17 protein-coding genes, 1 tRNA gene and 1 pseudogene are annotated in these 22,093 nt (G+C 70.4%); 18 read left to right on the top strand and 1 reads right to left on the bottom strand.

Annotation, left to right across the window (positions count from 1 at the left end; all coding sequences use genetic code 11):
- Positions 1 to 31: 31 nt before the first annotated feature.
- The 9 genes from ACO6D6_RS04455 to ACO6D6_RS04415 all read left to right on the top strand — a co-directional run bounded on the left by ACO6D6_RS04455 (position 32) and on the right by ACO6D6_RS04415 (position 11,904).
- Entirely contained in the window at positions 32 to 958 is a 927-nt protein-coding gene (locus ACO6D6_RS04455; RefSeq protein WP_484783583.1) for an ADP-ribosylglycohydrolase family protein, read from the top strand.
- 51 nt (positions 959 to 1,009) lie between these two features.
- Positions 1,010 to 1,097: transfer RNA gene (locus tag ACO6D6_RS04450), tRNA-Ser, on the top strand.
- A gap of 852 nt (positions 1,098 to 1,949) precedes the next feature.
- On the top strand, positions 1,950 to 2,972 hold the full coding sequence (locus tag ACO6D6_RS04445) for an ABC transporter substrate-binding protein (protein WP_484783581.1): 1,023 nt from the start codon (positions 1,950 to 1,952) through the stop codon (positions 2,970 to 2,972).
- The gene (locus tag ACO6D6_RS04440; protein WP_484783579.1) at positions 2,972 to 3,988 is read left to right on the top strand and encodes a FecCD family ABC transporter permease; all 1,017 of its coding nucleotides are present in this window, start codon (positions 2,972 to 2,974) and stop codon (positions 3,986 to 3,988) included. Before ACO6D6_RS04445 ends, ACO6D6_RS04440 begins: the two co-directional genes overlap by 1 nt.
- Entirely contained in the window at positions 3,988 to 4,815 is an 828-nt protein-coding gene (locus tag ACO6D6_RS04435; RefSeq protein WP_484783577.1) for an ABC transporter ATP-binding protein, read from the top strand. The genes ACO6D6_RS04440 and ACO6D6_RS04435 overlap by 1 nt, the downstream gene beginning before the upstream one ends.
- Positions 4,812 to 8,486 (top strand): cobaltochelatase subunit CobN, encoded by a 3,675-nt coding sequence (locus ACO6D6_RS04430; protein WP_484783575.1) that lies wholly within the window; start codon positions 4,812 to 4,814, stop codon positions 8,484 to 8,486. The genes ACO6D6_RS04435 and ACO6D6_RS04430 overlap by 4 nt, the downstream gene beginning before the upstream one ends.
- 22 nt (positions 8,487 to 8,508) lie before the next feature.
- Positions 8,509 to 9,042 (top strand): hypothetical protein, encoded by a 534-nt coding sequence (locus ACO6D6_RS04425; RefSeq protein WP_484783573.1) that lies wholly within the window; start codon positions 8,509 to 8,511, stop codon positions 9,040 to 9,042.
- A 46-nt stretch (positions 9,043 to 9,088) separates the two neighbouring features.
- Entirely contained in the window at positions 9,089 to 10,909 is a 1,821-nt protein-coding gene (locus ACO6D6_RS04420) for a VWA domain-containing protein (RefSeq protein ID WP_484783900.1), read from the top strand.
- Positions 10,906 to 11,904 carry a magnesium chelatase ATPase subunit I gene (locus ACO6D6_RS04415; protein ID WP_484783571.1) on the top strand — a complete coding sequence of 333 codons (999 nt, stop codon included), beginning with the start codon at positions 10,906 to 10,908 and terminating at the stop codon, positions 11,902 to 11,904. The genes ACO6D6_RS04420 and ACO6D6_RS04415 overlap by 4 nt, the downstream gene beginning before the upstream one ends.
- A gap of 51 nt (positions 11,905 to 11,955) precedes the next feature.
- On the opposite strand, the pseudogene ACO6D6_RS04410 reads toward ACO6D6_RS04415, so the two are convergent.
- Positions 11,956 to 12,087 (bottom strand): annotated as a pseudogene (locus ACO6D6_RS04410) (IS481 family transposase); the annotation flags it as partial.
- A 92-nt stretch (positions 12,088 to 12,179) separates the two neighbouring features.
- Between ACO6D6_RS04410 and ACO6D6_RS04405 the strand changes: the two are divergent.
- The 9 genes from ACO6D6_RS04405 to ACO6D6_RS04365 all read left to right on the top strand — a co-directional run bounded on the left by ACO6D6_RS04405 (position 12,180) and on the right by ACO6D6_RS04365 (position 22,080).
- The gene (locus ACO6D6_RS04405) at positions 12,180 to 13,664 is read left to right on the top strand and encodes a DUF3375 domain-containing protein (RefSeq protein WP_484783569.1); all 1,485 of its coding nucleotides are present in this window, start codon (positions 12,180 to 12,182) and stop codon (positions 13,662 to 13,664) included.
- Positions 13,657 to 14,382 carry a DUF4194 domain-containing protein gene (locus tag ACO6D6_RS04400; RefSeq protein ID WP_484783567.1) on the top strand — a complete coding sequence of 242 codons (726 nt, stop codon included), beginning with the start codon at positions 13,657 to 13,659 and terminating at the stop codon, positions 14,380 to 14,382. The genes ACO6D6_RS04405 and ACO6D6_RS04400 overlap by 8 nt, the downstream gene beginning before the upstream one ends.
- On the top strand, positions 14,379 to 17,738 hold the full coding sequence (locus ACO6D6_RS04395) for an ATP-binding protein (protein ID WP_484783565.1): 3,360 nt from the start codon (positions 14,379 to 14,381) through the stop codon (positions 17,736 to 17,738). Before ACO6D6_RS04400 ends, ACO6D6_RS04395 begins: the two co-directional genes overlap by 4 nt.
- The gene (locus ACO6D6_RS04390) at positions 17,735 to 18,955 is read left to right on the top strand and encodes a Wadjet anti-phage system protein JetD domain-containing protein (RefSeq protein ID WP_484783563.1); all 1,221 of its coding nucleotides are present in this window, start codon (positions 17,735 to 17,737) and stop codon (positions 18,953 to 18,955) included. Before ACO6D6_RS04395 ends, ACO6D6_RS04390 begins: the two co-directional genes overlap by 4 nt.
- A gap of 376 nt (positions 18,956 to 19,331) precedes the next feature.
- On the top strand, positions 19,332 to 19,457 hold the full coding sequence (locus ACO6D6_RS04385; protein WP_484783561.1) for a hypothetical protein: 126 nt from the start codon (positions 19,332 to 19,334) through the stop codon (positions 19,455 to 19,457).
- Entirely contained in the window at positions 19,454 to 20,482 is a 1,029-nt protein-coding gene (locus tag ACO6D6_RS04380) for a hypothetical protein (protein ID WP_484783559.1), read from the top strand. Before ACO6D6_RS04385 ends, ACO6D6_RS04380 begins: the two co-directional genes overlap by 4 nt.
- A 5-nt stretch (positions 20,483 to 20,487) precedes the next feature.
- A complete protein-coding gene (locus ACO6D6_RS04375) occupies positions 20,488 to 21,573 on the top strand; it encodes a hypothetical protein (protein ID WP_484783557.1) in 1,086 nt (361 codons plus the stop codon).
- Between the two features lie 103 nt (positions 21,574 to 21,676).
- Positions 21,677 to 21,853: a hypothetical protein gene (locus ACO6D6_RS04370; RefSeq protein ID WP_484783555.1), complete on the top strand. Its 177-nt coding sequence runs from the start codon at positions 21,677 to 21,679 to the stop codon at positions 21,851 to 21,853.
- Complete coding sequence (locus tag ACO6D6_RS04365; RefSeq protein WP_014847832.1) at positions 21,853 to 22,080, top strand: helix-turn-helix domain-containing protein; 228 nt, start codon at positions 21,853 to 21,855, stop codon at positions 22,078 to 22,080. The genes ACO6D6_RS04370 and ACO6D6_RS04365 overlap by 1 nt, the downstream gene beginning before the upstream one ends.
- Positions 22,081 to 22,093: the final 13 nt, after the last annotated feature.

Here is a 22,093-nt window from a genome sequence, read left to right as displayed (position 1 = left end):
CGTGAGCTGTCAAACTCTGTATCGTGACACCATGAACGAGGACCGGATTTTGGGGTGTCTTCTCGGGCTGGCGGTGGGCGACGCCCTGGGTACCGCCGTCGAGTTCCAGGCCCGCGACTCCTTCCCGCCCGTGACCGGGATGACGGGCGGCGGGGTGTTCGATCTCGCGTCCGGGCAGTGGACCGACGACACGTCGATGGCGCTGTGTATCGCAGCGAGCCTGACCGAGACCGGGGCCTACGATCCCCGCGACCAGCTGGCCCGGTTCGTCCGCTGGTACCGCGACGGGTACCTCAGCAGCACGGGCCGGTGTTTCGACATCGGCAACCAGACCCGCGCCGCCCTGGAGGAGTTCGAGGCCACCGGCGAGCCCTACCGCGAGGCGGTCGGCGGGATGAGCGCGGGCAACGGCTCGTTGATGCGCCTGGCGCCGGTCGCGATGGCTTTCTGCGACGACCCCGAGGCCGCGGGACGGTTCTCCGCCGACAGCTCCCGCACCACCCATCCCGCCGTCGAGTGCGTCGAGGCGTGCGGGGTCTACGGCAGGTTGATCGCGGCCGCCATCGAGGGGGCGTCGTGCACGGAGTTGTACGTGCTGGCCGCTGACCTGGCCGAGCAGGTGACCAACCCCGGGCTGGCGACGATCCTGCGCGGCTCCTACCGGGTCAAGGAACGCGACGAGATCTCGTCGTCGGGATATGTCCTGCACAGCCTGGAGGCGGCGTTGTGGGCCCTCGCCAGGACCGATGACTTCCTCGAAGGGGCGCTGCTGGCCGTGAACCTGGGCGACGACGCCGACACCGTCGGGGCCATCTACGGGCAGCTGGCGGGGGCGCTGTACGGCCGCAGCGGAATCCCGGAAAACTGGCGGGGTCGTCTCCACGACGTCGGGATGATCGAGGACCTGGCGGCGGGGATCGCGGACCGGGTCGGAACCTTCGAGGTCGTGGTCGGCTGAGGCCGGCCAGCGAATTTGTCCGCAGAGCCGGGCTGGGATACGCTCATCGGCGGTGACGTGTCTGAGCGGCCGAAAGAGCTCGCCTCGAAAGCGAGTGTGGTGCAAGCCACCGTGGGTTCAAATCCCACCGTCACCGCCAGTCGTATTGGTCGAGCCCCCGGTTTCCGCGCCGGGGGTTTCTGCTTTGCCGGGGCACTCGTCCGGACGGCGTCCACCCGCGCCCTCGCAGGTCCGCTGGCCTTCCCGTCGTCCGCCAGTCTTCTCGTCGTCCGCTTGCCTTGCCGACGGGAATGCTTGTCTTGTGGGCGAATGCTTGCGCTACAGCGCAGGCGTATGACCGTAAGGCAAGCGAACCAGCAGGGAAGGTGCGGGAGGTAGCTGCCCTGGTGGAAATGCTTGCCTTCTCGTGGTGCGCTGGCCTTCCCGTCGTCTGCTGGTCTTCTCGTCGTCCGCTTGCCTTGCCGACGGGAATGCTTGTCTTGTGGTCGAATGCTTGCGCTACAGCGCAGGCGTATGACCGTAAGGCAAGCGAACCGTGGGAGTGTAGGCGGGATTCCGGGGTGGAGCAGGAAGCTGCCGGGGACGCGCCGTCGTCCACCTCGCGCCGTACGACGTCCCACACGGGGGCACGTTCTGCCGCTCGTCGGCCAGGACGGGGCCTCAAGCCGGGTCAGTCGCTGTGGGTCGGCCCGCAGGGTGCTCGCCGGGCCTGGTGGGCAGACCCCTGCGCCGTTCTAGGCAAGGTGAGACCGGCTGCCCGCCGAGCTCCGCGCCCACCAATCCGAAGATGGGTTAGTCTTACCTAAAAAGGTGTTCGGGTGGGTGGAATCTGCTGCGCTCGTCCCATCGAGACCGCACGATCCAGCGTGATCGCCCGCGTCCGTCTCGCCGGCCACCACGACGATCCTCGCGACGATCCACCTGCCAGCACACTCTCCGCGATTTGTTACCCAAAACTTGGACCAAACCGATTCCGGAAAGGACCAGCCCCGTGCTGCGACGCTGCCTGAGTCTCTTGTTGCTCGCCGTGCTGAGCCTGGCCGCCGCGTGCAGTTCCGCGACCAGCGCGCCCGAGACGCCCTCGGCCAGCCCGGCCGAGGCGGGGTCGATCAGCCTGTCCGGGGACTCCTTCCCCCTCACCGTGACCGATACCGCCAATCGGAGCGTGAAACTGGAGAAACGTCCCGAACGGGTGGTCTTCCTCTCCGGCACGCCCCTCAACATCTGGTACGACGCGGGCGGCACCGCGGTCGGACGCCCCGAGCTCACCGACAACCTCCGCCTCGCCAGCGAACACGCCGAGAAGATCATGGCGCTGCCCTCGGTCGGCCTGCCCTACGCCACGGACACCGAGGCCGTGGCGGCACTCAACCCCGACCTGGTGTTCGGCATCGAAGGAGTCCACGACTCGGCCGCCGCGGCCTACCAGAACCTGGGGATCGCCACCGTGCTGCTGCGGATCCGTTCCCACCACGACCTGCAGCAGGTCTACCGTGCCTTCGGGGTGCTCGGTGGCAACCCGGAGCTCGCGGGACAGCGCCTCGCCGCCATCGACGCGCGCTACGACGAGATCCTGGCCAAGGCCCCGAAGAAACCGATGTCGGTGGCCATCCTGTTCGTCACCGCCGACACCATCTCGGTGAAACTCGACAACAGCATCGCCGGGCAGATGGCCAACGACCTCGGCCTCACCAACATCGCCTCGGGCGCGACCCCCGACAACCCCGGGTCGGAGACCACCCCGCTCGACATCGAGTTCATCGTCGCCCGGCAGCCTGACCACGTGCTGGTCACGTCCATGGTCGGCAACAACGACCTCGCCCGGCAGACCCTCCAGACCCAGCTTGACCAGAACCCCGCCTGGAAGGCCATCGATGCCATCCGGGAGGGACGCATCAGCTATCTCCCACAGCAGTACTTCCTGTTCAATGCCGGGCCCTACTACGACGACGCGCTCGCCTACCTGGCCGCCACGGTCCACCCGGAGGTCTTCGGCGCCCCGGTGGAGCCCTGATGGCGGTCGCGGCCGTCCATGCCCAGCCGGGTCTGCGGGAACGCACCTGGTACCGGGTCCTGGTCTTCGTCGGTCTCGGCGTCCTGCTGCTGGCCGGGATGCTGTTCGCGATCGGCAGCGGCACCCTGAGCCTCAGCCCGGGCCAGGTCGCCGCCGCGCTGACCGGCTCCGGGGACGTGCAGTGGCAGCGGGTGGTGTGGGACCTCCGGTTGCCCCGCATGCTGGTGAGCACCCTGGTCGGCATGAACCTGGCCACCTCCGGGGTGATCCTGCAGGCGGTGATGGGCAACCCGCTGGCCGACCCCGGGATCATCGGGGTGTCGTCCGGGGCTGGGCTGGCCGGGATCTCGGTGCTGTTGGTCTTCCCGCAGTATCAGGGGCTGGTCCCGCTGGTCGCCTTCCTCGGCGCCATGGCGGCCGCGATCATCATCTACGTGCTGGCCTGGCGCGGCGGCATCCAGCCGATCCGGGTGATCCTCGCCGGGGTCGCGGTCTCGGCGCTGTGCGCGGCCGGGATCAGCGCCGTCATGGTGCTGTTCTCCGACCGGATCCAGGGGGCGCTGATGTTCATGAACGGCGCCATGACCCTCAAGGGCTGGTCCGAGTGGCAGCAGCTGTGGCCCTATTCGGTGGCCATGCTCGCGGTGGCGCTGTTCACCGTGCGGCGGCTGGACATCATTGTGCTCGGCGACGACGTCGCCCGCGGCCTCGGCATGAACGTGCAGGCCAACCGCCTGGCCCTGACGGCGGTCGCGGCCCTGCTGGCGGCGAGCGCCGTCAGCGCCGTGGGCCTGCTGGGCTTCGTCGGCCTGATCGTGCCCCACATCGTGCGCCTGGTCGTCGGCACCAGCCACGCCCTGCTGATCCCCGGCTCGATCGTCTTCGGGGCCGCCCTGGTCACCATCAGCGACACGGTCTCCCGGACGCTGTTCAGCCCGGTCGAGATCCCCGTCGGGATCACGATGGCGGTGCTGGGCGTCCCCTTCTTCCTGTTCCTGCTGCGAAGGGCCCTGTGATGACGGCGCGGATCAGCGCCCGCGGGCTGCGGCTCAGCCTGGGCGGCAGGCGCATCCTGGACGGCATCGACCTCGACTTCGCACCGGGCCGGGTGCACGGCATCCTCGGCCCCAACGGCTGCGGCAAGACCACCCTCATCCGGGCCCTCAGCGGCGCGTTGCGTCCCGACGCGGGGGAGGTGCGCCTCGACGAGGCTCCCATCCGGGCGCTGTCCCCCGCGGGTCTCGCCCGGGTGATGGCGGTCGTGTGGCAGGGCGGCCAGGTCAGCGGCGACGTCACGGTGCGGCGCCTCATCGGCTACGGACGCTACGCCTATCTGCCCTGGTGGCGGCTGAACCCCTCCGGGCGCGACCCCGCGATCGAGGAGGCCATGGCCGTCACCGGGGTCGCCCACCTGTCCCACCGGCTGGTGGCGTCCCTGTCGGGCGGCGAACGGCAACGCGTGTGGATCGCCACGGCCCTGGCCCAGCAGCCGAAGGTGCTGCTGCTGGACGAACCCACCACCTACCTCGACATCGCCCACCAGCTCGACGTGCTGGAGCTGATCCGCGACCTGAACCAGCGCAGCGGCCTCACCGTCATCACGGTGCTGCACGACCTGGCCCAGGCCGCCCGCTACTGCGACCGCTGCGTCGTGATGGGCGAGGGCCGGGTCCGGACGGACGGCATCCCGGCCGAGGCGCTGTCCGCCGGTCAGATCGAACGGAACTTCGCCGTGAACGCCTGGGTCACCACCGACCCCAGCGCCGGCCACCCGGTGATCGTCCCGCGGCACCGGGTGAGCGCGGCGCCGCCGGAGAACCGGGAAACGGAAGGAGCACCATGAGGATCGTCGCGATCACCCACTATCCGGGTGCGCTGCGTTGTTTCATCGACACCGCCGCCCACCTCGACCGCGCGCTCCCCGGCTGGGGCGGCCTCACGCTGTTCGACTCCGGCCAGCCCCTCGGCGACGCCGACGCTCTCGCCGGGGCGGTCTCGTCCGCCGACGCGGTCATCGTGGACCTGATGCGCTCCGACCCGGCCTGGCAGGACGCCCTGGTGCCGATCCTGGACGGATACCCGGGCCACCTGCTGCCCTTCGGCATGCAATTCGCCGGCCAGACCCGGCTTGGCCGGTTCCGGCTCGCTCCCGGGACGATGCCGCCGATGATGCTGGGCGCACCCCCCGCCCCGCCCCGTGGCGTGGACGACCCCCAGGCCCGGCGGGACGCGATGACCTTCTCCCGGCTCGCCCGCGCCTACCGGACGATGCGCGGCGGCGACGCCCTGTTCGTGCTCGGCACCCTGCTGCGCGACTACGGTGACCAGCCCGGCCTCGATGTCCCCGAGCCGAGCCCCCAGACCCCCGGTGTGCACCTGGCCGACCCGGCCACCCGGGCCCGCTACGCCAGCGCCGAGGACTACCTCGCCGCCCACCCGGGGCCGCAGGGACGCCCCGTCGTGGCACTGCTGTACAACGGGGTCAGCTACCCCACCGACCCCGAACCCGTCGCGGCCAGGCTCGCCGAGGCGCTCTCGGACGACGCCTGGGTGCTGCCGGTCGCGATCGAGACCGACGCCGCGAGTGCGGTCGACCGGATCCTGGAACTGTGCGCCACCCCCGGCCTCGAACCTGACCTCGTGGTGACCCTGATGAGTTTCCGGTTCGGTGCCGGCCCCACTGGCGGTGACGCCGACCACGGCGTCGCCGCCCTCAACCGGCTGGGCGTGCCCTACCTGTCACCGATCCTGCTGACCCGCACCACCGCCGAGGAGTGGCTGCACCACTCCCACGGGCTGGGGCCATCCGAGGTGCTGGTCTCGGTGATGCTGCCCGAGTTCGACGGGGCGATCAACCAGATCCCCATCGCGGCCATGACCCCACCCCAGCACGACGCCCGCCACCGGGTCGACACCGCCGAACTGCAGGTCATCGACGAGCAGCTCGACCGGCTGGTGGGGCGGGTCGCAGGGCTGCTGCGGCTGCGGGGCCTGGCGAACGCCGACAAGCGGGTCTGCCTCATCGGATACGACTACCCGGCCGGGGAGGGCAACCTGCTGGGGGCCTCGCAGCTCGACGTCGCCGAATCCATCGCCGCGATCCTGGCCGAACTCCACCGGAGCGGCTACCGCACCCAGCCGGTGACCGCCGCACGGCTGCGTGCCGACCTCATGGCGGGCCAGGTCAATTCCCCCGCCTACCTCACTGAGGTGCAGCCGCTCACCTATCCGCACCGGCAGGCCCAGGCCGACCTCGGCGACCACCAGGCGTGGGACGAGGTCACCCGGGCCTGGCCGGCGGACGGGCCGCGTCCCATGGTCGATTCTGACGGGGACTACCTGATCCCCCACGTCGAGTACGGCAACGTGCTGGTGGGCGTCCAGCCGGGGCGCGCCCCCGATGTGGACGACGCCCTGGCCCACGACAACACCGTCCCGCCGCACCCCCAGTACCTGGCCTACTACACCTGGCTGCAGCACGTGTGGCGGGCCGACGTGATCGTCCATGTCGGCACCCACGGCACGCTGGAGTTCCTGAAGTCGAAGGAGAACGCGGTCAGCGTGCACGACTTCCCCGACCTCATGGTCGGCGATATCCCACACGTCTACCTGTACTACGCGGGCAACCCGGCCGAGGCGCTGCTGGCCAGGCGTCGCTCCCACGCGACGCTGGTCAGCTACCAGCCGCCCGTCATGACCCCCGGCGGGTTGCACGACGAGCTGGAGGAGCTGGCCGAGGCCCTGGCCGCCTACCGGCGCAGCCACACCATGACCCCGCAAAGCAGCGAGGACCAGCTGGCCGACCTCAGGCAGCGCGCGGAACGGGCTCACCTGCCCACCGACCCCGACCAGCTGGAGGGCGAGCTGGAGCGGCTGCGCGCCCAGTTGATCCCCCTGGGGCTGCACGTCTTCGGCAGCCACTGGGATTCCGGCGAGGTGGCCTACATGGTCGCCGGGGTGATTGGCAACGGGGTGGGCGACCTGGCCCCCGGGTATGAGCTGATGGCCGCCGCCGACGGGCTGGACGCCGAACGCATCCACCGTCTCAGTGAGGCCGAGATCGCCCGCTACGACGAGGCCGCCAAACGGCTGGTGGAACTCGCGCTGACCAGCCGGGCCCCGGCCGCGGAGCTGGCCGGGGACGAGACCTCCCGGGCCGTGATCGTCCGGGCCCGCGAGCTGGCGCTCCGGTTCGCCGCCAACCAGGAATGGGAGTTCCTCCATCGCGCCTTGTCCGGACGCCACGTGGAGGCCCGGCTCGGGGGAGACGCCATCCGCAACCCCGAGGTCCTGCCCAGCGGGGCCTCCCTCTACCAGTTCGACCCCCGGCAGGTTCCCAGCGCGCTGGCCGCCCGCCGCGGGGCCGAGATGGCGGCCCAGATCGTCGAGGTCTACCGGGACGGCCACGGCGGCGCCTGGCCGTCCTGCGTCGGGCTGGTGCTGTGGGGTCTGGAGACGACCCGGACCCACGGCGAGACCTACGCCCAGGTGATGTCGCTGATCGGGGTGCGCCGGGCCCCGTCGCGGCGTCCCGGCCTGCCCGGCTGGGAGGTCATCCCCCGCGAGGAGCTGCCCGGGCCGCGGGTGGACGTGGTGGTCACGATCTCCGGGTTCTTCCGAGACCTGTTCGGCACCCTCGTCGAGGAGCTGGACGACATGTTCGCCGCGGTCGCCGCGCTCGACGAACCGGACGAGATCAACCCGATCGCGGCCAGGACGAGGCAGCTCCGCCAGCACCTGCTGGACGGCGGGATGACCGAGCCCGAGGCCTGCGAACTCAGCCACGTCCGGGTCTTCGGGCCACCGCCGGAGCTGTATGCCACCGGGCTGACCGACGTGATCGACACCGGAAACTGGTCCTCGACGACGGACCTGGCCGAACACTTCACCCAGGGCGCCCAGCACCTCTACTCCCGGCACCGGCACGGCGAGAAGGTGCCCGGCCTGTACCGCGGGCACCTGGCGGATGTGCAGCTCGTCGCCCAGTGCCGCTCGTCCAACGAACACCACATCACCGACCTCGACCACTACTTCGAGTTCCTGGGTGGGATGAGCGCCGGGGTCGCCGCGGCCCGCGGTGAGGCGGTTCCGACGCTGGTGACCGACACCACCGGGCGGCGGGTGCACACGGCGACGGCCGCCGACGCGGCCCGGGCCGGGCTGTACGCCCAGCTGCTCAACCCGGCCTGGGTCGAGGCGATGCTGGCCCACGGCCACCAGGGGGTGGGGGAGATCGCCGAGCGCACCACCAACCTGCTGGGCCTGGCCGCTACCACCGGCGAGATGGCCGACTGGATGTTCGACGCGGTTTGCGACCAGTTCCTCGGCGACCCGGAGATGCTGAGGCGCCTCCGCGAGGCCAACCCGCACGCCACGGCGGCCATCGCCGGGCGTCTGCTGGAGGCGAACCGGCGCGACCTGTGGCAGGCCTGTGAGGAGCGGATCGACACGCTGGAGAACGTCCAGTTCGACACCGATGCCGGACTGGAGGGGGCCGGGGAGACCGGCGCCTAGAACAGGAAAGGATGGACAGATCATGAAGAGATTCGTCGTGATTGCCGGGATCTGCCTGGCGGTGGGGCTGGGCGTGTCCGGGTGTGCGTCCGGGACGCCCAGCCAGGCTCCGCAGAGCACGGTCAGCTCGGCGGGCGCGTCCCTCACGAAGGAGGGAGACAAGCTGATCGACACCGACCTGCAGGCCAACCTGTTCAACGGGTCGGGTGTGAAGGTCACCATCGAGCCCGCCGCCAAGACCGCGCGGTTCCAGCTGGTCGACCCCAGCAGCGGGAAGGACTTCAGCGACTACTACGTGTTCGACTACACCAAGCAGACGATGCTGTGCCACCGGCTGGTCTCGGCCATGCAGAAGGAGTTCGACTACACCCTGAACCTGGGCACCGGCGAACTCGTCACGGTCGTCGATGGGCAGGGCGACGACGCGATCAAGACCCTCACGGAGCGGGGTATGTTCGACAAGGCGCAGAAGGACCGCGGCCAGGAACGCGGTGAGCTGGAGGCCTGGTTCCAGAAGCGCTACGGCAAGACCATCGAGGAAGCCACCACCTCGTAAAGTGACGAAGCTCTTCCCCTTCTCGGCCATCGTGGGGCAGCCGCGGATGCGGCTCGCCCTGCAACTGGTCGCCATCGACCCCGGGATCGGCGGGGTGCTGATCCAGGGCGCCAAGGGCACCGCCAAATCCACCATGGTGCGTTCCCTCGCCGCGCTGCTGCCATCCGGAAGGTTGCGGACGCTGGCCCTGGGTGCCACCGAGGACCGCCTGGTTGGGGGCCTGGACCTGGAGGCGACGCTGACCGGCGGCGCCCCCCGGTTCCTGCCGGGGTTGCTGGCCGAAGCCCACGGCGGGGTCCTCTACGTCGACGAGGTCAACCTGCTCGCCGACCACCTGACCGACCTGGTGCTGGACGCCGCGGCCAGCGGGGTCGTCCTCACCGAGCGGGAGGGGTTCTCCCGCACCCAGCGGGCCCGGTTCGCGCTGGTCGGCACGATGAACCCCGAGGAGGGGGCGCTGCGTCCCCAGCTGCTGGACCGCTTCGGCCTGTGCGTCCAGGTGGACGGCTCACCCGACCTGGACGAGCGGGTCGAGATCATGGCCCGCAGGCTCGCCTTCGACGCCAACCCAGAGGCCTTCGCGGGGGCCTGGGTGGACCAGGAGGCCGCTCTGGCCCAGCGGCTCCGCCGGGCCCGGGAGGCGGCCCCCGCGGTGTGGCTGGGCCGGGACATCCAGGAGCTCGTCGCGGCGCGGGTGCTGGCCGCCCACGTCGCCGGGCACCGGGCCGAGCTGGTGATGAGCCGCGCCGCCCGGGCCCACGCGGCCTGGCGGGGCAGCCAGCGGGTGAGCGGGGAGGACGTGGAGGCGGTCGCCGAGTTGGTGCTGGCCCACCGTCGCCGCCAGGCCGTCGAACCGCCCCCACCCACCTCGGCGCAGGCCACCCGGCCCGAACCCCCACCCACCTCGTCCCCACCGCCAGCCGAGACGGACGCCGACGCCCCGGCGTCCGGTGGCACCCCACCCGAGGATGTCGCCGCGACCGGTGAGCCGTTCCGGGTGCGTCCGCTGCACCCGGCCGCGGAGCAGGGCGGACGCCTCGGGTCGGGCCGGCGCACCACAGCGGTCAGCGCCGGCGGCCGGGGCCGCTACGTCCGTGCCCGCCCGACGCGGGAGGCCGTGGACCTGGCCCTGGACGCCACGCTGCGGGCCGGGGCCGTGCACCAGCGCGAGCGCCGTCTCCGGGCCGCCGAGCAGGGCGACCCCCGCAGCGAACTGGCGGTGCTGATCGAACCCAGCGACTGGTTCCGCAAGGTCCGGGTGAGGCAGACCGGCTCCCTGGTGGTGCTGTGCGTGGACGCCTCCGGTTCCATGGGAGCCCGCAACCGGATGGTGGCCAGCAAGGGGGCGGTGCTAAGCCTGCTGCTGGACGCCTACGTCAAACGCGACCAGGTGTCGCTGGTCAGCTTCCGCGGCGCCGAGGCCCGGGTGCTGGTGGAACCCACCTCCTCGGTCGAGTTGGCCGAGCGGCGGCTGCGGGAGCTACCGGTGGGTGGGCGTACCCCGCTGGCCGCGGGCCTGGTCGAGGCGTCGGGGGTGGTGCGGCGGGCGCTGCTGAAGGACCCGGCGCTGCGTCCGCTGGTGATCGTGGTGACCGATGGACGCGGCAACGTCGACCTGGCCGGGCGGGTGTCCCGCGGCGCGACCGCCGAGGTGACCGAGATCGCCGGGCGGCTCGGCGGCGACGGCCGGGTGACGTGGGTGGTCGTCGACACCGAACCGGCCTCACCGGCGGCGCGGGGGCACGGTGCCACCCTGGCGTCCGCGCTGGGGGCGTCCCGGTTCGAGATTGAGCAGCTGCGCGCCGACGACCTGGTGTCGGTGGTGCGCGACGTGCGTTTGGCCACTGTGAGGAAGGAAGGGCGATGAGCCGGTCCAGTTATCCCTTTGCCGCGATCGTGGGGCAGGACGAGATGAAACTCGCGCTGGTGCTTACGGTCATCAACCCCGAGGTGTCGGGGGTGCTGATCCGCGGTGACAAGGGAACCGCGAAGTCCACCGCGGTGCGCGGCCTGGCCGAGCTGCTGCCGGAGCGGGTCGAGGTGGGCGCCACCCCCTACCATCTGTCGCCGGCGGAGTACCGGGAATACTGGGAGGAGCTGGGGCTGCCCGCCCAGGATGATCCCGTGGAGCGCCGGACCCGGGTGCCGGTGGTGGAGCTGCCGATCGGGGCGACCGAGGACCGGGTGGCGGGGACGCTGGACCTGGAGACCGCCCTGACCGCGGGCCGCAAACGGTTCGAGCCGGGGCTGCTGGCCGAGGCCCACCGGGGCATCCTGTACGTGGACGAGGTGAACCTCCTGGACGACCACGTGGTGGATCTGCTGCTGGATTCCGCAGCGATGGGGGTCAACACCGTGGAGCGGGAGGGCATCAGCCTGACCCACCCGGCCCGGTTCTCGCTGGTCGGCACGATGAACCCGGAGGAGGGCGAGCTGCGCCCCCAGCTGCTGGACCGGTTCGGGCTGTGCGTCACCGTCGTGGGGGAGTCCGACCCGCCGGCCCGGGTGGAGATCATCGAGCGCAGGCTGGCCTTCGAGGCCGACCCGGTGGGGTTCTGCGCGGGGTGGCGCGCCGAGGGCGAGCGGCTGGCCCGGCAGATCGCGTCCGCGATGGACCTGCTGCCGGAGGTGACGGTGGGCCGTGAGGTGCTGCTGGAGGTGGCCCGGATCTGCGTGGACGCGGGGGTCGACGGTCACCGGGCCGACATCACCATGGTGCGGGCCGCCCGGGCGCTCGCCGCGTGGCACGGCCGGACCGGCATCGAGACCGCGGACCTGCAACAGGCCGCCCGCCTGGTGCTGCCGCACCGGATGCGCCGCCGTCCGCTGGAGGGCATCGGGGCGCCCCACGGCAGGGGCTGACGCACCCGCCAGATGGCGGTGACTGGCCCGGGAGTCCGGGGATCCAGTCGTCCCCGACGGGATCCTGCCGATCTTCTTCACGTCGGTTTGGACCAAGGAACCGGGGTGGTCGTGCTCGTAGCGGATCGCGATGGTTTTCGATGCCCGGATCACCGTGCCGGTGAGCGGGTCGAGTCCGTGCAGGTGAGGCATGTGGTGACGGTGCATGCCGGGACGCCCGTGCGGGTCCGGCTCGGTCTCGGCCGATGGGGCCCGATGGATTAGCCTTGGGTGCGATGACGAACCTGCAGGCAGAAGCCGCTTATCAGCGCGCCAAGGAGTCGTTCCGCAACCCGACGCTCGCGCTGCTGCATGGCCGGTACGCCCCGTTCGTCGTGGCGGCTCTGTCGCTGCTGTTCACCGCCGACCGGCCCACCATCGCGGTCTCGGACGCCCACTTCGAGGTCGCCGAGCTGGTGGAGCAGCTCCGGGCGGCGGGTTATGACGAGGAGGAGCGCGTCCTCCCTGCGGGGACGGGACGCGAGATCTGCCGCTACTGGGTCCGGGTCGGGTGGCTGGTCCCCCAGATCGAGGAGGACGCCGAGGTGTACCGGCTGTCGGCCCAGGCGGTCGGGGCGCTGGAGATCGCGGGCCGGACCGGTAGCGGCCGCTCCCTGGTGTCTCGTTCCCGCGTCCGCACGCTGCTGGAGGCGATCGACCAGCTCAGCTTGAGCGCGCAGACCGACCCCGAGCAGCGGCGGGCGAGCCTGCTGGAGCAGCGCCGGGCAATCGACGAGGAGCTCGCGCGGCTGGAACGCGACGGGTTCGACCCGGCCGACGACGACCAGCTGCTGGAGGAGGCCTACAACGTCCTCCACCTGTCCCGGGAACTGCCCGCGGACTTCGCCCGGGTCGCCGAATCCATCAAGGCCATGCAGCGGGACGTGGTGGCCGAGCTGCGCCGCGACGTGCGCCCGACCGGGGAGGTGCTGCGGGAATATCTGCACCGCGGCGAGCAGGTCATGGAGGCCACCCCGGAGGGGCGCGCCTTCTCGGGTGCGCTGAAGCTCATCGGAGACCCCGACCGCATCGACCACCTGACCACGCAGCTGCGCGACCTCGTCTCCTACCCTTTCGCTGGCCTGATGCTGCCCGGGCAGCGCGGCGAGTTCAACGCCATCGCCAGGCGGGTCGAGCAGGGGGTGCAGGAGGTGCTGACCGCCCAGCGGCGGGCGTCTCACGTCATCACCGCCCAGGTGCGCACCCACGACCCGGCCCGGGACCGCGAGGTGGATGACCTGCTGCGGGGCGTCATGGCGGGGTTCCAGGCATGGATGCGCGAATCCCGGCCGGGCGAGGAGGTGGAGCCGGTGCGCAGTTTCCCCGCGGCGGTGGTGGGGCACCTGCGCCAGTCCCTGAGCGACCCGCGGCCGCCGAGCAGCCCGGAACCGCTGCACCTCCCCGACGGACAGGCCGAGTTCGAAGACGCCGACACCCGGGCCTGGGGTGGCCCGCACTACCAGGAACTGGAGGACTACGTCCGTCACCTTGACGGGGACGAGTTCGATCTGGCCACCGCGTTCGCCCAGGCGCCCGCCGAAGTGCGGCGTCCGGTGGACCTGCTGGGGATGCTGGAGATCGCCCACCACAACGGCATGACCGAACACGAAACGGTCTCGGTGGTCGAGACCCTGCGTCCCGACGGCACCGTGCGGCGGTTCGCCTTCGGGGCCGTGACCGCCAAGACCGTGGAGAAAGTGGAAGAAGAAACAGATGAGTGAGCCTGCGGCGGTGACCGGGCCGGGTCCGGCCGAGGACGCCCCCCGGGACGGTGAGGGCGAGCCGTTCATCGAACCGGTCTCGATGGAGGACGACCCCGAGGGTTGTTTCCCGGGCGACCGGGGGGTGCTCGAACCGGAGGTGCGCAGGGTGCTGGCGCGGCTGCTGCAGCGCCGCTTCCTGCTGGCCGAACGCAACCGGGACGACTGGGCGGTGCTGATGGACAACCAGCAGGTCATTGAGTCGCGGCTGCACGACCTGTTCATCCGGCTCGTCGTCGACCCCGAGCGGGGGGTGGCCTACAAGCAGCAGGTCCGCAGCGACGACCTGGAAACCCCGATCCTGCTGCGCGACGATGCCTACTCCCGGGAGGAGACCTTGGTGTTGGTGTATCTGCGCACGGTCTACCAGCGCGAGGCCGTCGCGGGGGAGACCTCGGCGCGCGTCGATGTGGAGGAGGTCGAGCAGACGGTGCTGAGCTACTTCGTCGAGGCCGATGCCGACACGGCCCGCAGGCAGCGCTCCATCCGCAACGCCCTGGCCCGGCTGGACAAGGACGGCCTGGTGGAGGAGGAGTCCGAGGGCCGGTACCGGATCAGTCCCCTGGTCGAGATTGTGCTCAGCGCGCAGCGGCTCCGCGAACTGGGCGACTGGCTGCGTGAACACACCCAGGCGTCCGCGTCCGGGGTCGGGGAGATGCGAAGTGAGGTGCCGCTATGACCATGCTCGACACGCTGTTCGGGATGATCCCCGCGGCCTCCCTGGGCCAACAGTGGCTGGCCGAGGAGCTGCAACTGGTGAACTGGGGCGGCTACGACGGAGCGCACCGCCTGAAGTTCTCCCCGGCGGCGACGCTGCTGTGCGGGGGATCGGGTTCGGGCAAGTCCACGCTGATGGACGCCTACATCGCGCTCATGATGCCCCACACGACGCCGTTCAACGGTGCCTCCAACGGCGGGGTGAGCGGACGCGCCCGCGGCGGGGAGCAGCGCAATATCCTCTCCTACGGGCGGGGGAAGCTGGACGAGTCCCGCACCGACGACGGCACGCAGGTGCGGGTGCTGCGCGGCGACGGGGCCGACACCTGGACCGCGATCGCGATGACCTGGGTCAACCACGATCGCTCCCGGTTCACCGCGGTGCGCGCCTGGTACATCCCCGCGTCCGCCCGGACCCTGGAGGAGGTCACGAAGGTGCGCGCGGTGTGCGAGGGCGCCTTCGGCCTCGGCGGCCTGGAGCAGGCGGCGGCCCAGCGGCTCACGGACGCCGCGGTGCGGGCGGTGGGCCTGGAGACCATCGCCACCGACCGGGAGTTCTCGGCGCGGCTGCACTCGGTGCTCGGCATCGGGGCGGCGGGGTCCGGGGCCAAGGCGATGGGGCTGCTCGCCAGGATTCAGGCCGGTCAGCAGATCACCACCGTCGACGAGTTGTACAAGCGGATGGTCCTGGAAGAGCCGGAGACCCTGGCCGCTGCGGATGCCGTGGTCAGCCATTTCGACGAGCTGGAGGCGACCCGGCAGCGGATGCTGACCGCGCAGCGGCAGGTGCGGGCGCTGAGCCCGATCCGGGACTTCCGCGTCCGGCTGGAGGAGGCCGCCGAGCGGCTGCGGCTGATCGACGAGATCGGTGGTTTCGCGGACCCGGCCTCGCTCGCCACGCTGTGGCGCAACCGCCGCAGGCTCGCGCTGCTGCGGGCTGCCGAGACGGAGCTGCGGGACCGCAAGGCCAGCCTCGACGCCGAGGTGAGCACCCAGGAGGGGCTGGCCCAGGCCGCCGGGGCCGAGCGGGACGCCCTGGCCGAGGTGGTGCGCAGCTCCGGTGGTGCCCGGCTGGAGAACGCCGAACGGGAACTGGTGCAGGTGGGCCGACGCCTCACCGAGGTCCGGGCCGCCCGGAAACGGTTCGACGAGGCGACCGGCTGCCTGGGCGAACCGGTCGGCTCACGCCAGGACTTCGTTGCGTTGCAGCGCCGCGCCGGGCAGGCGATCGCGGACGCGGGTGCCAGGGACACCGCCCGGCGCACCCACGCGAAGGCGGTATCGGCCACCGACTCGCTGCGGCAGCGGCTGGAGGAACTGGAGCAGGAGTACCGGGTGAGCCGGGGGCGGCGCGGCAACATCCCCACCGGGCTGCACGAGTGTCGCGAGCAGCTCGCTCGGGTCACCGGGCTGAGCCCCGAGGAGTTACCCTTCGTCGGTGAGCTCATTGAGGTCCGCACCGAGTACGAGCCCTGGCGGGAGGCGTTCAACCTGGCCCTCAGCGGTTTCGCGAAGACGCTGCTGATCGACCAGGCGAAGCTGGACGGTTTCCGGGCGGCCATCAACGCAGTGCGGCTTCCGCTGCGGCTGCAGTTCGAGGGCGTCCACACCGGGCATCAGCCCCGCCCCGGCTCCGACCCGCGCCGGTTGCCCGGACGCCTGGACTACGCTGATTCGGTGTTCATCGGGTGGCTGCAGGACCGGCTGGAGGAGCGCTTCGATTTCGTCTGCGTGGACTCGGCGTCCGAGCTGGGCCAGCACCGCAAGGCGCTGACGATCACCGGTCAGCTGTCCCAGGGCAGCCGGGGAGCCCACGGCGGCCACGGCGTGACCAACGTGCTGGGCTTCTCCAGCCAACGCCGCCTCAACGACCTCGCCAGCGAGATAGCCGCCGTCCGGGCGCAGTGCGAGCAGGCTGAGCAGGCCGAACGGGAGGCCGCGGCGGGGCTGGACACCCTGGAAGCCCAGCGGGCCGCCTACGCCAGGGTCGTCGAATCCTCCTGGGAGCTGATCGACGTCGCCGGGGTGGAGGCCGAACAGGCCCGGTGGGAGCGGGTGCGTTCGGAGGTGATGGAGGCCAACCCCGGGATCGCCAGGCTCCGGCGGCAGATCGACGAACTGAGGACGAAGGAGGCCCGGCTGAGGGAGGCCACGGGACGGGCGAAAGCGAAACAGGAGCAGGTCGCCTGCCGCTGGGGCGAGATCACCGACCAGGTCGACGACGCCCAGCGCGTCCTGGACGAGGCGGTGGAGGCGGGACGCGAGCTGTCGGCGTCCCAGGAGGACTACCTGGCTGGCCGCTTCGATCTGGCCGAGCCGTCCCAGGCGTCGAGCGCGGAGGACGAACTGACAAGGTTCGATGTCGCGATGGATAGTGCGGCGCAGCGCATGAGCGAAGACTGGGACGCCGCGCAGCACACCCTCGCCGACCAGCGGAAGAACCTGCGCCGGAGTCTGGAATCCTTCCTGGAGAACTGGCCCAACCCCAGCCTGCGCGCCGACCCCGACACCTCGGTGAAGGATTTCGAGCGCATCCTGGAGGGCCTGGAGGCCAGCGGCCTGCATGAATTGGAGACCGAATGGAAGAACAGCCTGCTGAAGCTGTCGGGCAACGATCTGACGAACCTCCATTCGACGCTGGAGCGGTCGCTGCGTGAGATCCGGGAACGGATCAAACCGGTCAACGAGATCTTGCAGGACCTGCCTTTCTACGACGACGCCCACCGTCTCCAGATCACGCTGCGGGAGAACCAGTCCCAGGCGCGCAGGCAGTTCCGCAAGGAACTGCGGGAGGTCCGGGCCCAGATCGATGCCGCGGCAACCGACGCCGAACGCGCCGAGGCCTACACCAGGATGTCGCGGCTGATCGGGCGGATCCGGCGCAGCGCCCCCGACTTCGCCGAGTTGATCGACGTGCGCAACCACGTCCGGGTCAGTGCGGAGCGGATCCACGCGGTGACCGGGCAGCACGTGTCCCTCTACGACCACATTGGGGAGAAGTCCGGCGGCGAATCCCAGGAGCTGGTGGCCTTCATCGTCGGGGCGGCGCTGCGATACCAGCTGGGGGACGCCGGTGCGCAGCGTCCCCGCTATGCGCCGGTGTTCCTCGATGAGGCGCTCATCAAGGCCGACGCCCACTTCACCAAACGCGCCATCGGGGCGTGGCGCGGGCTCGGTTTCCAGCTGATTATCGGGGCGCCGAATGACAAGTACAGCGCCATCGAACCCCACGTCGAGGTGGAATACGACATCCTCAAAGACACTGACGGCCGGTCCTGGGCGAAAGCGAAGGTCGGCTTGCCGGAGCAGCCCAAGTGAGCCCGCGTCTGCTCAGCCGGGCGGAGGCGGCGGCCGCCATCGCCGACAGGATTGCCCGCGTGTGGCCGGAGTGGGTGTGTTCCGAGCTGACCGGTTCCGCCCACCAGCCCATCGAGATCGCGTTGCGTCCGGGGGTGGACCGCAACGCCAAGATCGAGCGGGTCGGCCGGGAGTACTGGACCGATTGGGGCATCGAGTGGGAGGGGATCGACCTGGACGGCCTGCCCGGGGTGAGCTGTGAAAACCGTGAGGTCTGCGACGCTCGGGTGAGGGTGTCTCGTCCCTACAGGTTGCGCATCGAGACATTGGACGCGGGGCTTGCCGCCATCGGCAGGCTCGGCGGAACGGCCGGTGTCGATGTCGCGCGGTTCCGGCGGGTCGCGGCCCGGCTGTGCGCTGCGGGGGTGGGGCTGACCCCGGCTCTGCTGAAAAGGGCTTGCGGTTTGGCTGAGACCGACCTTGAGTCTGCGGTGAGGGCGGTGGCCTGGTTGAGTGAACATCCGGACCTGGGTGGCTGGACGTTGCGGCAGTTGCCGGTTCCCGGGGTGCACACGAAGTGGCTGGCGGACCACCTTGGGCTGATGCGTGAACTGACTGGACGCGACCTCGCCGCTGAAACCAGACCACGGCTGTCGGTGGTTCATCTGACCTATGTCGATCCCCGGTATCTGGCTGGCGGTGACCGGCGCCACGACGCCTGGACCAGCGGCGACCGGCACGACCTGGCCTACCGCCCGCGGGTGGTGGTGATCGTGGAGAACCGGGACGCCCGGCTCTGGTTCCCCAAGTATCCAGAGACGGTGGTCGTGGAGGGTGGCGGCAAGGCCGCCGCCCAGTTGGTGGGAGAGATCCCGTGGTTGACCCAGGCCGAGCGGGTGATCTACTGGGGCGACATGGATAGCGACGGGTTCGCGATCCTGGACCATCTCCGGGCGGAACTCGGACCCAGGGGTATGAGCATCGACTCCCTGCTGATGGACGAGATGAGCCGGGTCAGATACGCCCACCTGGGCGTCAACCACGACCGGCACGGCGTCCCGCTGCGGCCGTCGAGTGCCCGGCTCCCGCACCTGAGGGCCGCTGAAGCCGAGTGCTATGCGTCCGTGGCCACGAGGGGCGATGTCGCCTTCCGCCGGATTGAGCAGGAGCGGATCGGTGCCGATGACGTGGCGGCGGCATTGACAGCTCTGCTCAGCGGAGACCCGGATGCGTGCTGAGGGCCGCCGGGTCCGCTGGGGCATTGGTAGCGCCGTGAAGGGGGGGCGGACGAGCACCCCTGCTGAGAACGGCCTACGTCCTTACGGACCAGGCCAGACCTATAGAGGCTCTTTCGCAATCGAGGGTTGTAGTGGTGGTGTGACAAGGGTCGGAGTGTTGGTGTCTGGGTGAGGGTCGAGGTCTTCCGAAGATGGAAGTTGTCACATTGCCACCACATCTCGATTCCCGTGGAGCGGGTCACCGCGGCGTCCAGGTCTGCGAGGCCATGATCGAATCCGCCAGGAGCGGCCAATGCGTCGCCATCCGCTGAGCCCTGGACCCGCGCCCCTATAAATTGCCCGGGCAGCGAGGCGCAACGAAGGTGGTGACACAACGGTGTACCTTGACGAAGAGGCCGTCCGCGCAGCCTGGAGCAGGGGCGAGATCGAGACCTGTATCCAGACCTTCGATGCCACCGATCAGCAGACGGCTGACACCTTCAACGGGGTGAAGATGCCATGACGCTGCTGGATATCGCGAAAGAACTGCAGAGCCTGCTCGCCAGACTCCAAGGCATCTCGCTCCGTCCACCGGGCGAGGCCGCCAGGGCGCTGATCCGGTTGCTCGGGACGGCTGCCAGGGGCGCGCTGTTCAAACCCGATCGCCAGCCCGAAGACGTCGAACTGGCCGCCGCCGAGTGGCGCAAGGCCCCCCAGCCGTGGGAAGCCGCTGAACTCGGCCTCGGTACCAGCCAGCGCGCCCAGCAGGCCCTGGATGCGATGTCGCCGGCGGAAAGAGTCGAGGCCGAGCGCCTTTTCGAGGAAGAATCCGACCCGGAGCGGAAAGCGTGGATCCTGGCGGCGATCGGGTCCGGGCTGACCGGGGCGGCCCTGGTCGCCTACGCCCGCCAGCTCGCGTCCCTGAACGCGGAGCAAGTGCGTGCCCTCGACCCGATCCGCGAGGACAACGCCTGCCAATTCGTCCAGCCCGATGGCGCCACCTGTGGTTCCTCCGTCATCGTGATGTCGCGGATGCTCAACGTTCCCGCCTACGCCATGTACATCCAGACGGGTATCGACCCGCGCGGCGTCCTTCCCGACGCGACCGGAACCAGTCCCGGGAAACGGTTCGGTGATGCGGCGCTGGCGATGCACGACGAGACCAACCGGTGGTGGCCCAAGTTCCTGGGGACCCTGCCCGGGGCGGTGGACGATCAAATGTCCCACCCCGACCACCCGGCGGGTGTCCCGGGAACCACCTACCGGTCCCGCTTGGTCGACCCGAAGGCGCCGGAGGTGACCTACGACGCGATCCTCGATGCGGTCTCGCGCGGACACTTCGTCCCGCTGTATTGCTACGGCATCAATCAGCCGGGCACCGGCGCCCACGTGACGCTGATCGTTGGCGCCTGCGGTGACACGGTCACGGTCTACGACCCCGGACGCGGAGGCACCTTCACCATGACCCGGGACGAGTTCAACCGGGGTGATCTGAGGGGACCCACCACGTGGACCACCCCGCTGTCGGTTGGTTTGCCGGAGGAGTGATCTCGATGACCCACCGCCCACGAAACCGTGCCGCCGCCGCATTGCTGCTTGTCTGCCTCGCTGGATGCAGCGAGCCCGCCGACGGCGGGTATCTGCCGAACCACACCGACTGGGCCCGGGCGCAGGTGATCTGGACCGATCCGTGGCTCGCCCCGGCAGAAACCACCACCCCCGGTGCGGGCGGCACCCCGCAGAGCGGCGCCATGAGGATCGCCGGAGGCGACTCGGCGCTGCTGGCGGGTTCTCTCGAGACCATCCGGGGCGCCGAGATCGCCGCCGCCCAGCGGGTTGGCTGGCGGCTGGTGGGCGTCGACTGCAACTCATCATGGGAGTCCTTCGAGTTGGTTTTCGAGCGGGGCGAGGAAGTGAACGACCAGGCCCGGGTCGAACTCAGCTACGAGAAGGTGGACTCCGGCGACACGGCTTCCTCCGATCAGGAGTTCTGGACGCGGAGTTTCCTCGCTCAGGTGCCGCACCACCTGGAGACGGCTTGGCCGAAAAAGCCGACGATCACCCACATCACCGCGTGCAACCCGATCCCCGAGTTGCCTTCGGGACACCTGGTCAAGGCCGACCAGCCGGTGCCGGTGCCGTCGTGGCACAGCAGCACCACGGAAGAGGCCGCCCAGGCGCTGGCGGACCAGGCCAACCAGGGGACGTTCCTGGCCGGGCTTGGCCTGACAGTCGTCCCGACAGGACCAAACCGGCTCGCGATCCAGGCGGAGCACGAACCGGCGCGGGTGTTGCCCACCCCGGTGCCACCGCGCGCGCCACGCGACCTGATCGAGCACGCGAAACGCGACGGCTACGTCCTGACGTATGCGTCCTGTGGGCTGGGACGCTCGATCACCGAGTTGCGGCGGGTGCTGAAGGACGGCACCGTCACGGTGCGTTTCGTCGCCGAGCCCGATTCCGGTCGCGGCGCCTACTTCAAGGCGCAGGTGATCACCGGTAGCACCGAGTTCGGCCCCCCGGCAGGGCTGGACGAGGTCACCCACCCGTGCCCGGACGGCGATGCCTCCGCCGAGGGATTCACCTCGGCCGGGCGGCCGTGGTTCGGTCCCACGAGGTTCCAGCGCCGGGTGTCGTGAGCCGCCGGTGGTGAAGTGGCCCGGTAACGCGTCCTTCCGCTGTCTCAGGGCCCGGCCCGGGCGGGCGATTTCGGGGATCGAGCAGGTGGGGAACGAGACGACGATGTCTTCGGCCAGCTCGCGACCCTTGGCGCCACCGGCTCGACGCTCGGCAGCGTCCCCACAGCACCCCAGCTCGGGTGAGGCGGCCTCTCCCCTCGAAACCGCGAATGGGCTGGTCGTCGCCTACGCCTGGCGGCAGGGGGAAAAGCTCGCCGAGGATGCGGAGACGACGATCTGATGCCCGTCGAAGAACCCCATCGGATTACCTGCCACCTGGACGATCTGCTCGCGGCCCGGGGTGTGACGCTCGCGGCCCTCAGTGAAAAGGTCGGTATCACCGTGGTCAACCTGTCGATCCTGAAGAACAACCGCGCGAGGGCCGTTCGGTTCAGCACCCTGACGGCGCTGTGCGAGGCGCTGGACTGCGAGGTCGGCGACCTGTTCAGCCTCGCAGACCAGCCCTGACCGCCCAGCCAGA

This window comes from Arachnia sp. (genome assembly GCF_057238465.1).
Note: the sequence above shows the minus strand (reverse complement) of the source record. Positions and strands in the feature narration are given on the sequence as shown.

Bases quoted from the DNA above. Each gene is read 5' to 3' on its own strand.
- ACO6D6_RS04365 (WP_014847832.1), top strand. From the start codon at position 21,853: ATGCCCGTCGAAGAACCCCATCGGATTACCTGCCACCTGGACGATCTG.
- ACO6D6_RS04370 (WP_484783555.1), top strand. From the start codon at position 21,677: ATGTCTTCGGCCAGCTCGCGACCCTTGGCGCCACCGGCTCGACGCTCG.
- ACO6D6_RS04375 (WP_484783557.1), top strand. From the start codon at position 20,488: ATGACCCACCGCCCACGAAACCGTGCCGCCGCCGCATTGCTGCTTGTC.
- ACO6D6_RS04425 (WP_484783573.1), top strand. From the start codon at position 8,509: ATGAAGAGATTCGTCGTGATTGCCGGGATCTGCCTGGCGGTGGGGCTG.
- ACO6D6_RS04420 (WP_484783900.1), top strand. From the start codon at position 9,089: ATGCGGCTCGCCCTGCAACTGGTCGCCATCGACCCCGGGATCGGCGGG.
- ACO6D6_RS04430 (WP_484783575.1), top strand. From the start codon at position 4,812: ATGAGGATCGTCGCGATCACCCACTATCCGGGTGCGCTGCGTTGTTTC.
- ACO6D6_RS04435 (WP_484783577.1), top strand. From the start codon at position 3,988: ATGACGGCGCGGATCAGCGCCCGCGGGCTGCGGCTCAGCCTGGGCGGC.
- ACO6D6_RS04395 (WP_484783565.1), top strand. From the start codon at position 14,379: ATGACCATGCTCGACACGCTGTTCGGGATGATCCCCGCGGCCTCCCTG.
- ACO6D6_RS04400 (WP_484783567.1), top strand. From the start codon at position 13,657: ATGAGTGAGCCTGCGGCGGTGACCGGGCCGGGTCCGGCCGAGGACGCC.
- ACO6D6_RS04440 (WP_484783579.1), top strand. From the start codon at position 2,972: ATGGCGGTCGCGGCCGTCCATGCCCAGCCGGGTCTGCGGGAACGCACC.
- ACO6D6_RS04415 (WP_484783571.1), top strand. From the start codon at position 10,906: ATGAGCCGGTCCAGTTATCCCTTTGCCGCGATCGTGGGGCAGGACGAG.
- ACO6D6_RS04455 (WP_484783583.1), top strand. From the start codon at position 32: ATGAACGAGGACCGGATTTTGGGGTGTCTTCTCGGGCTGGCGGTGGGC.
- ACO6D6_RS04380 (WP_484783559.1), top strand. From the start codon at position 19,454: ATGACGCTGCTGGATATCGCGAAAGAACTGCAGAGCCTGCTCGCCAGA.
- ACO6D6_RS04405 (WP_484783569.1), top strand. From the start codon at position 12,180: ATGACGAACCTGCAGGCAGAAGCCGCTTATCAGCGCGCCAAGGAGTCG.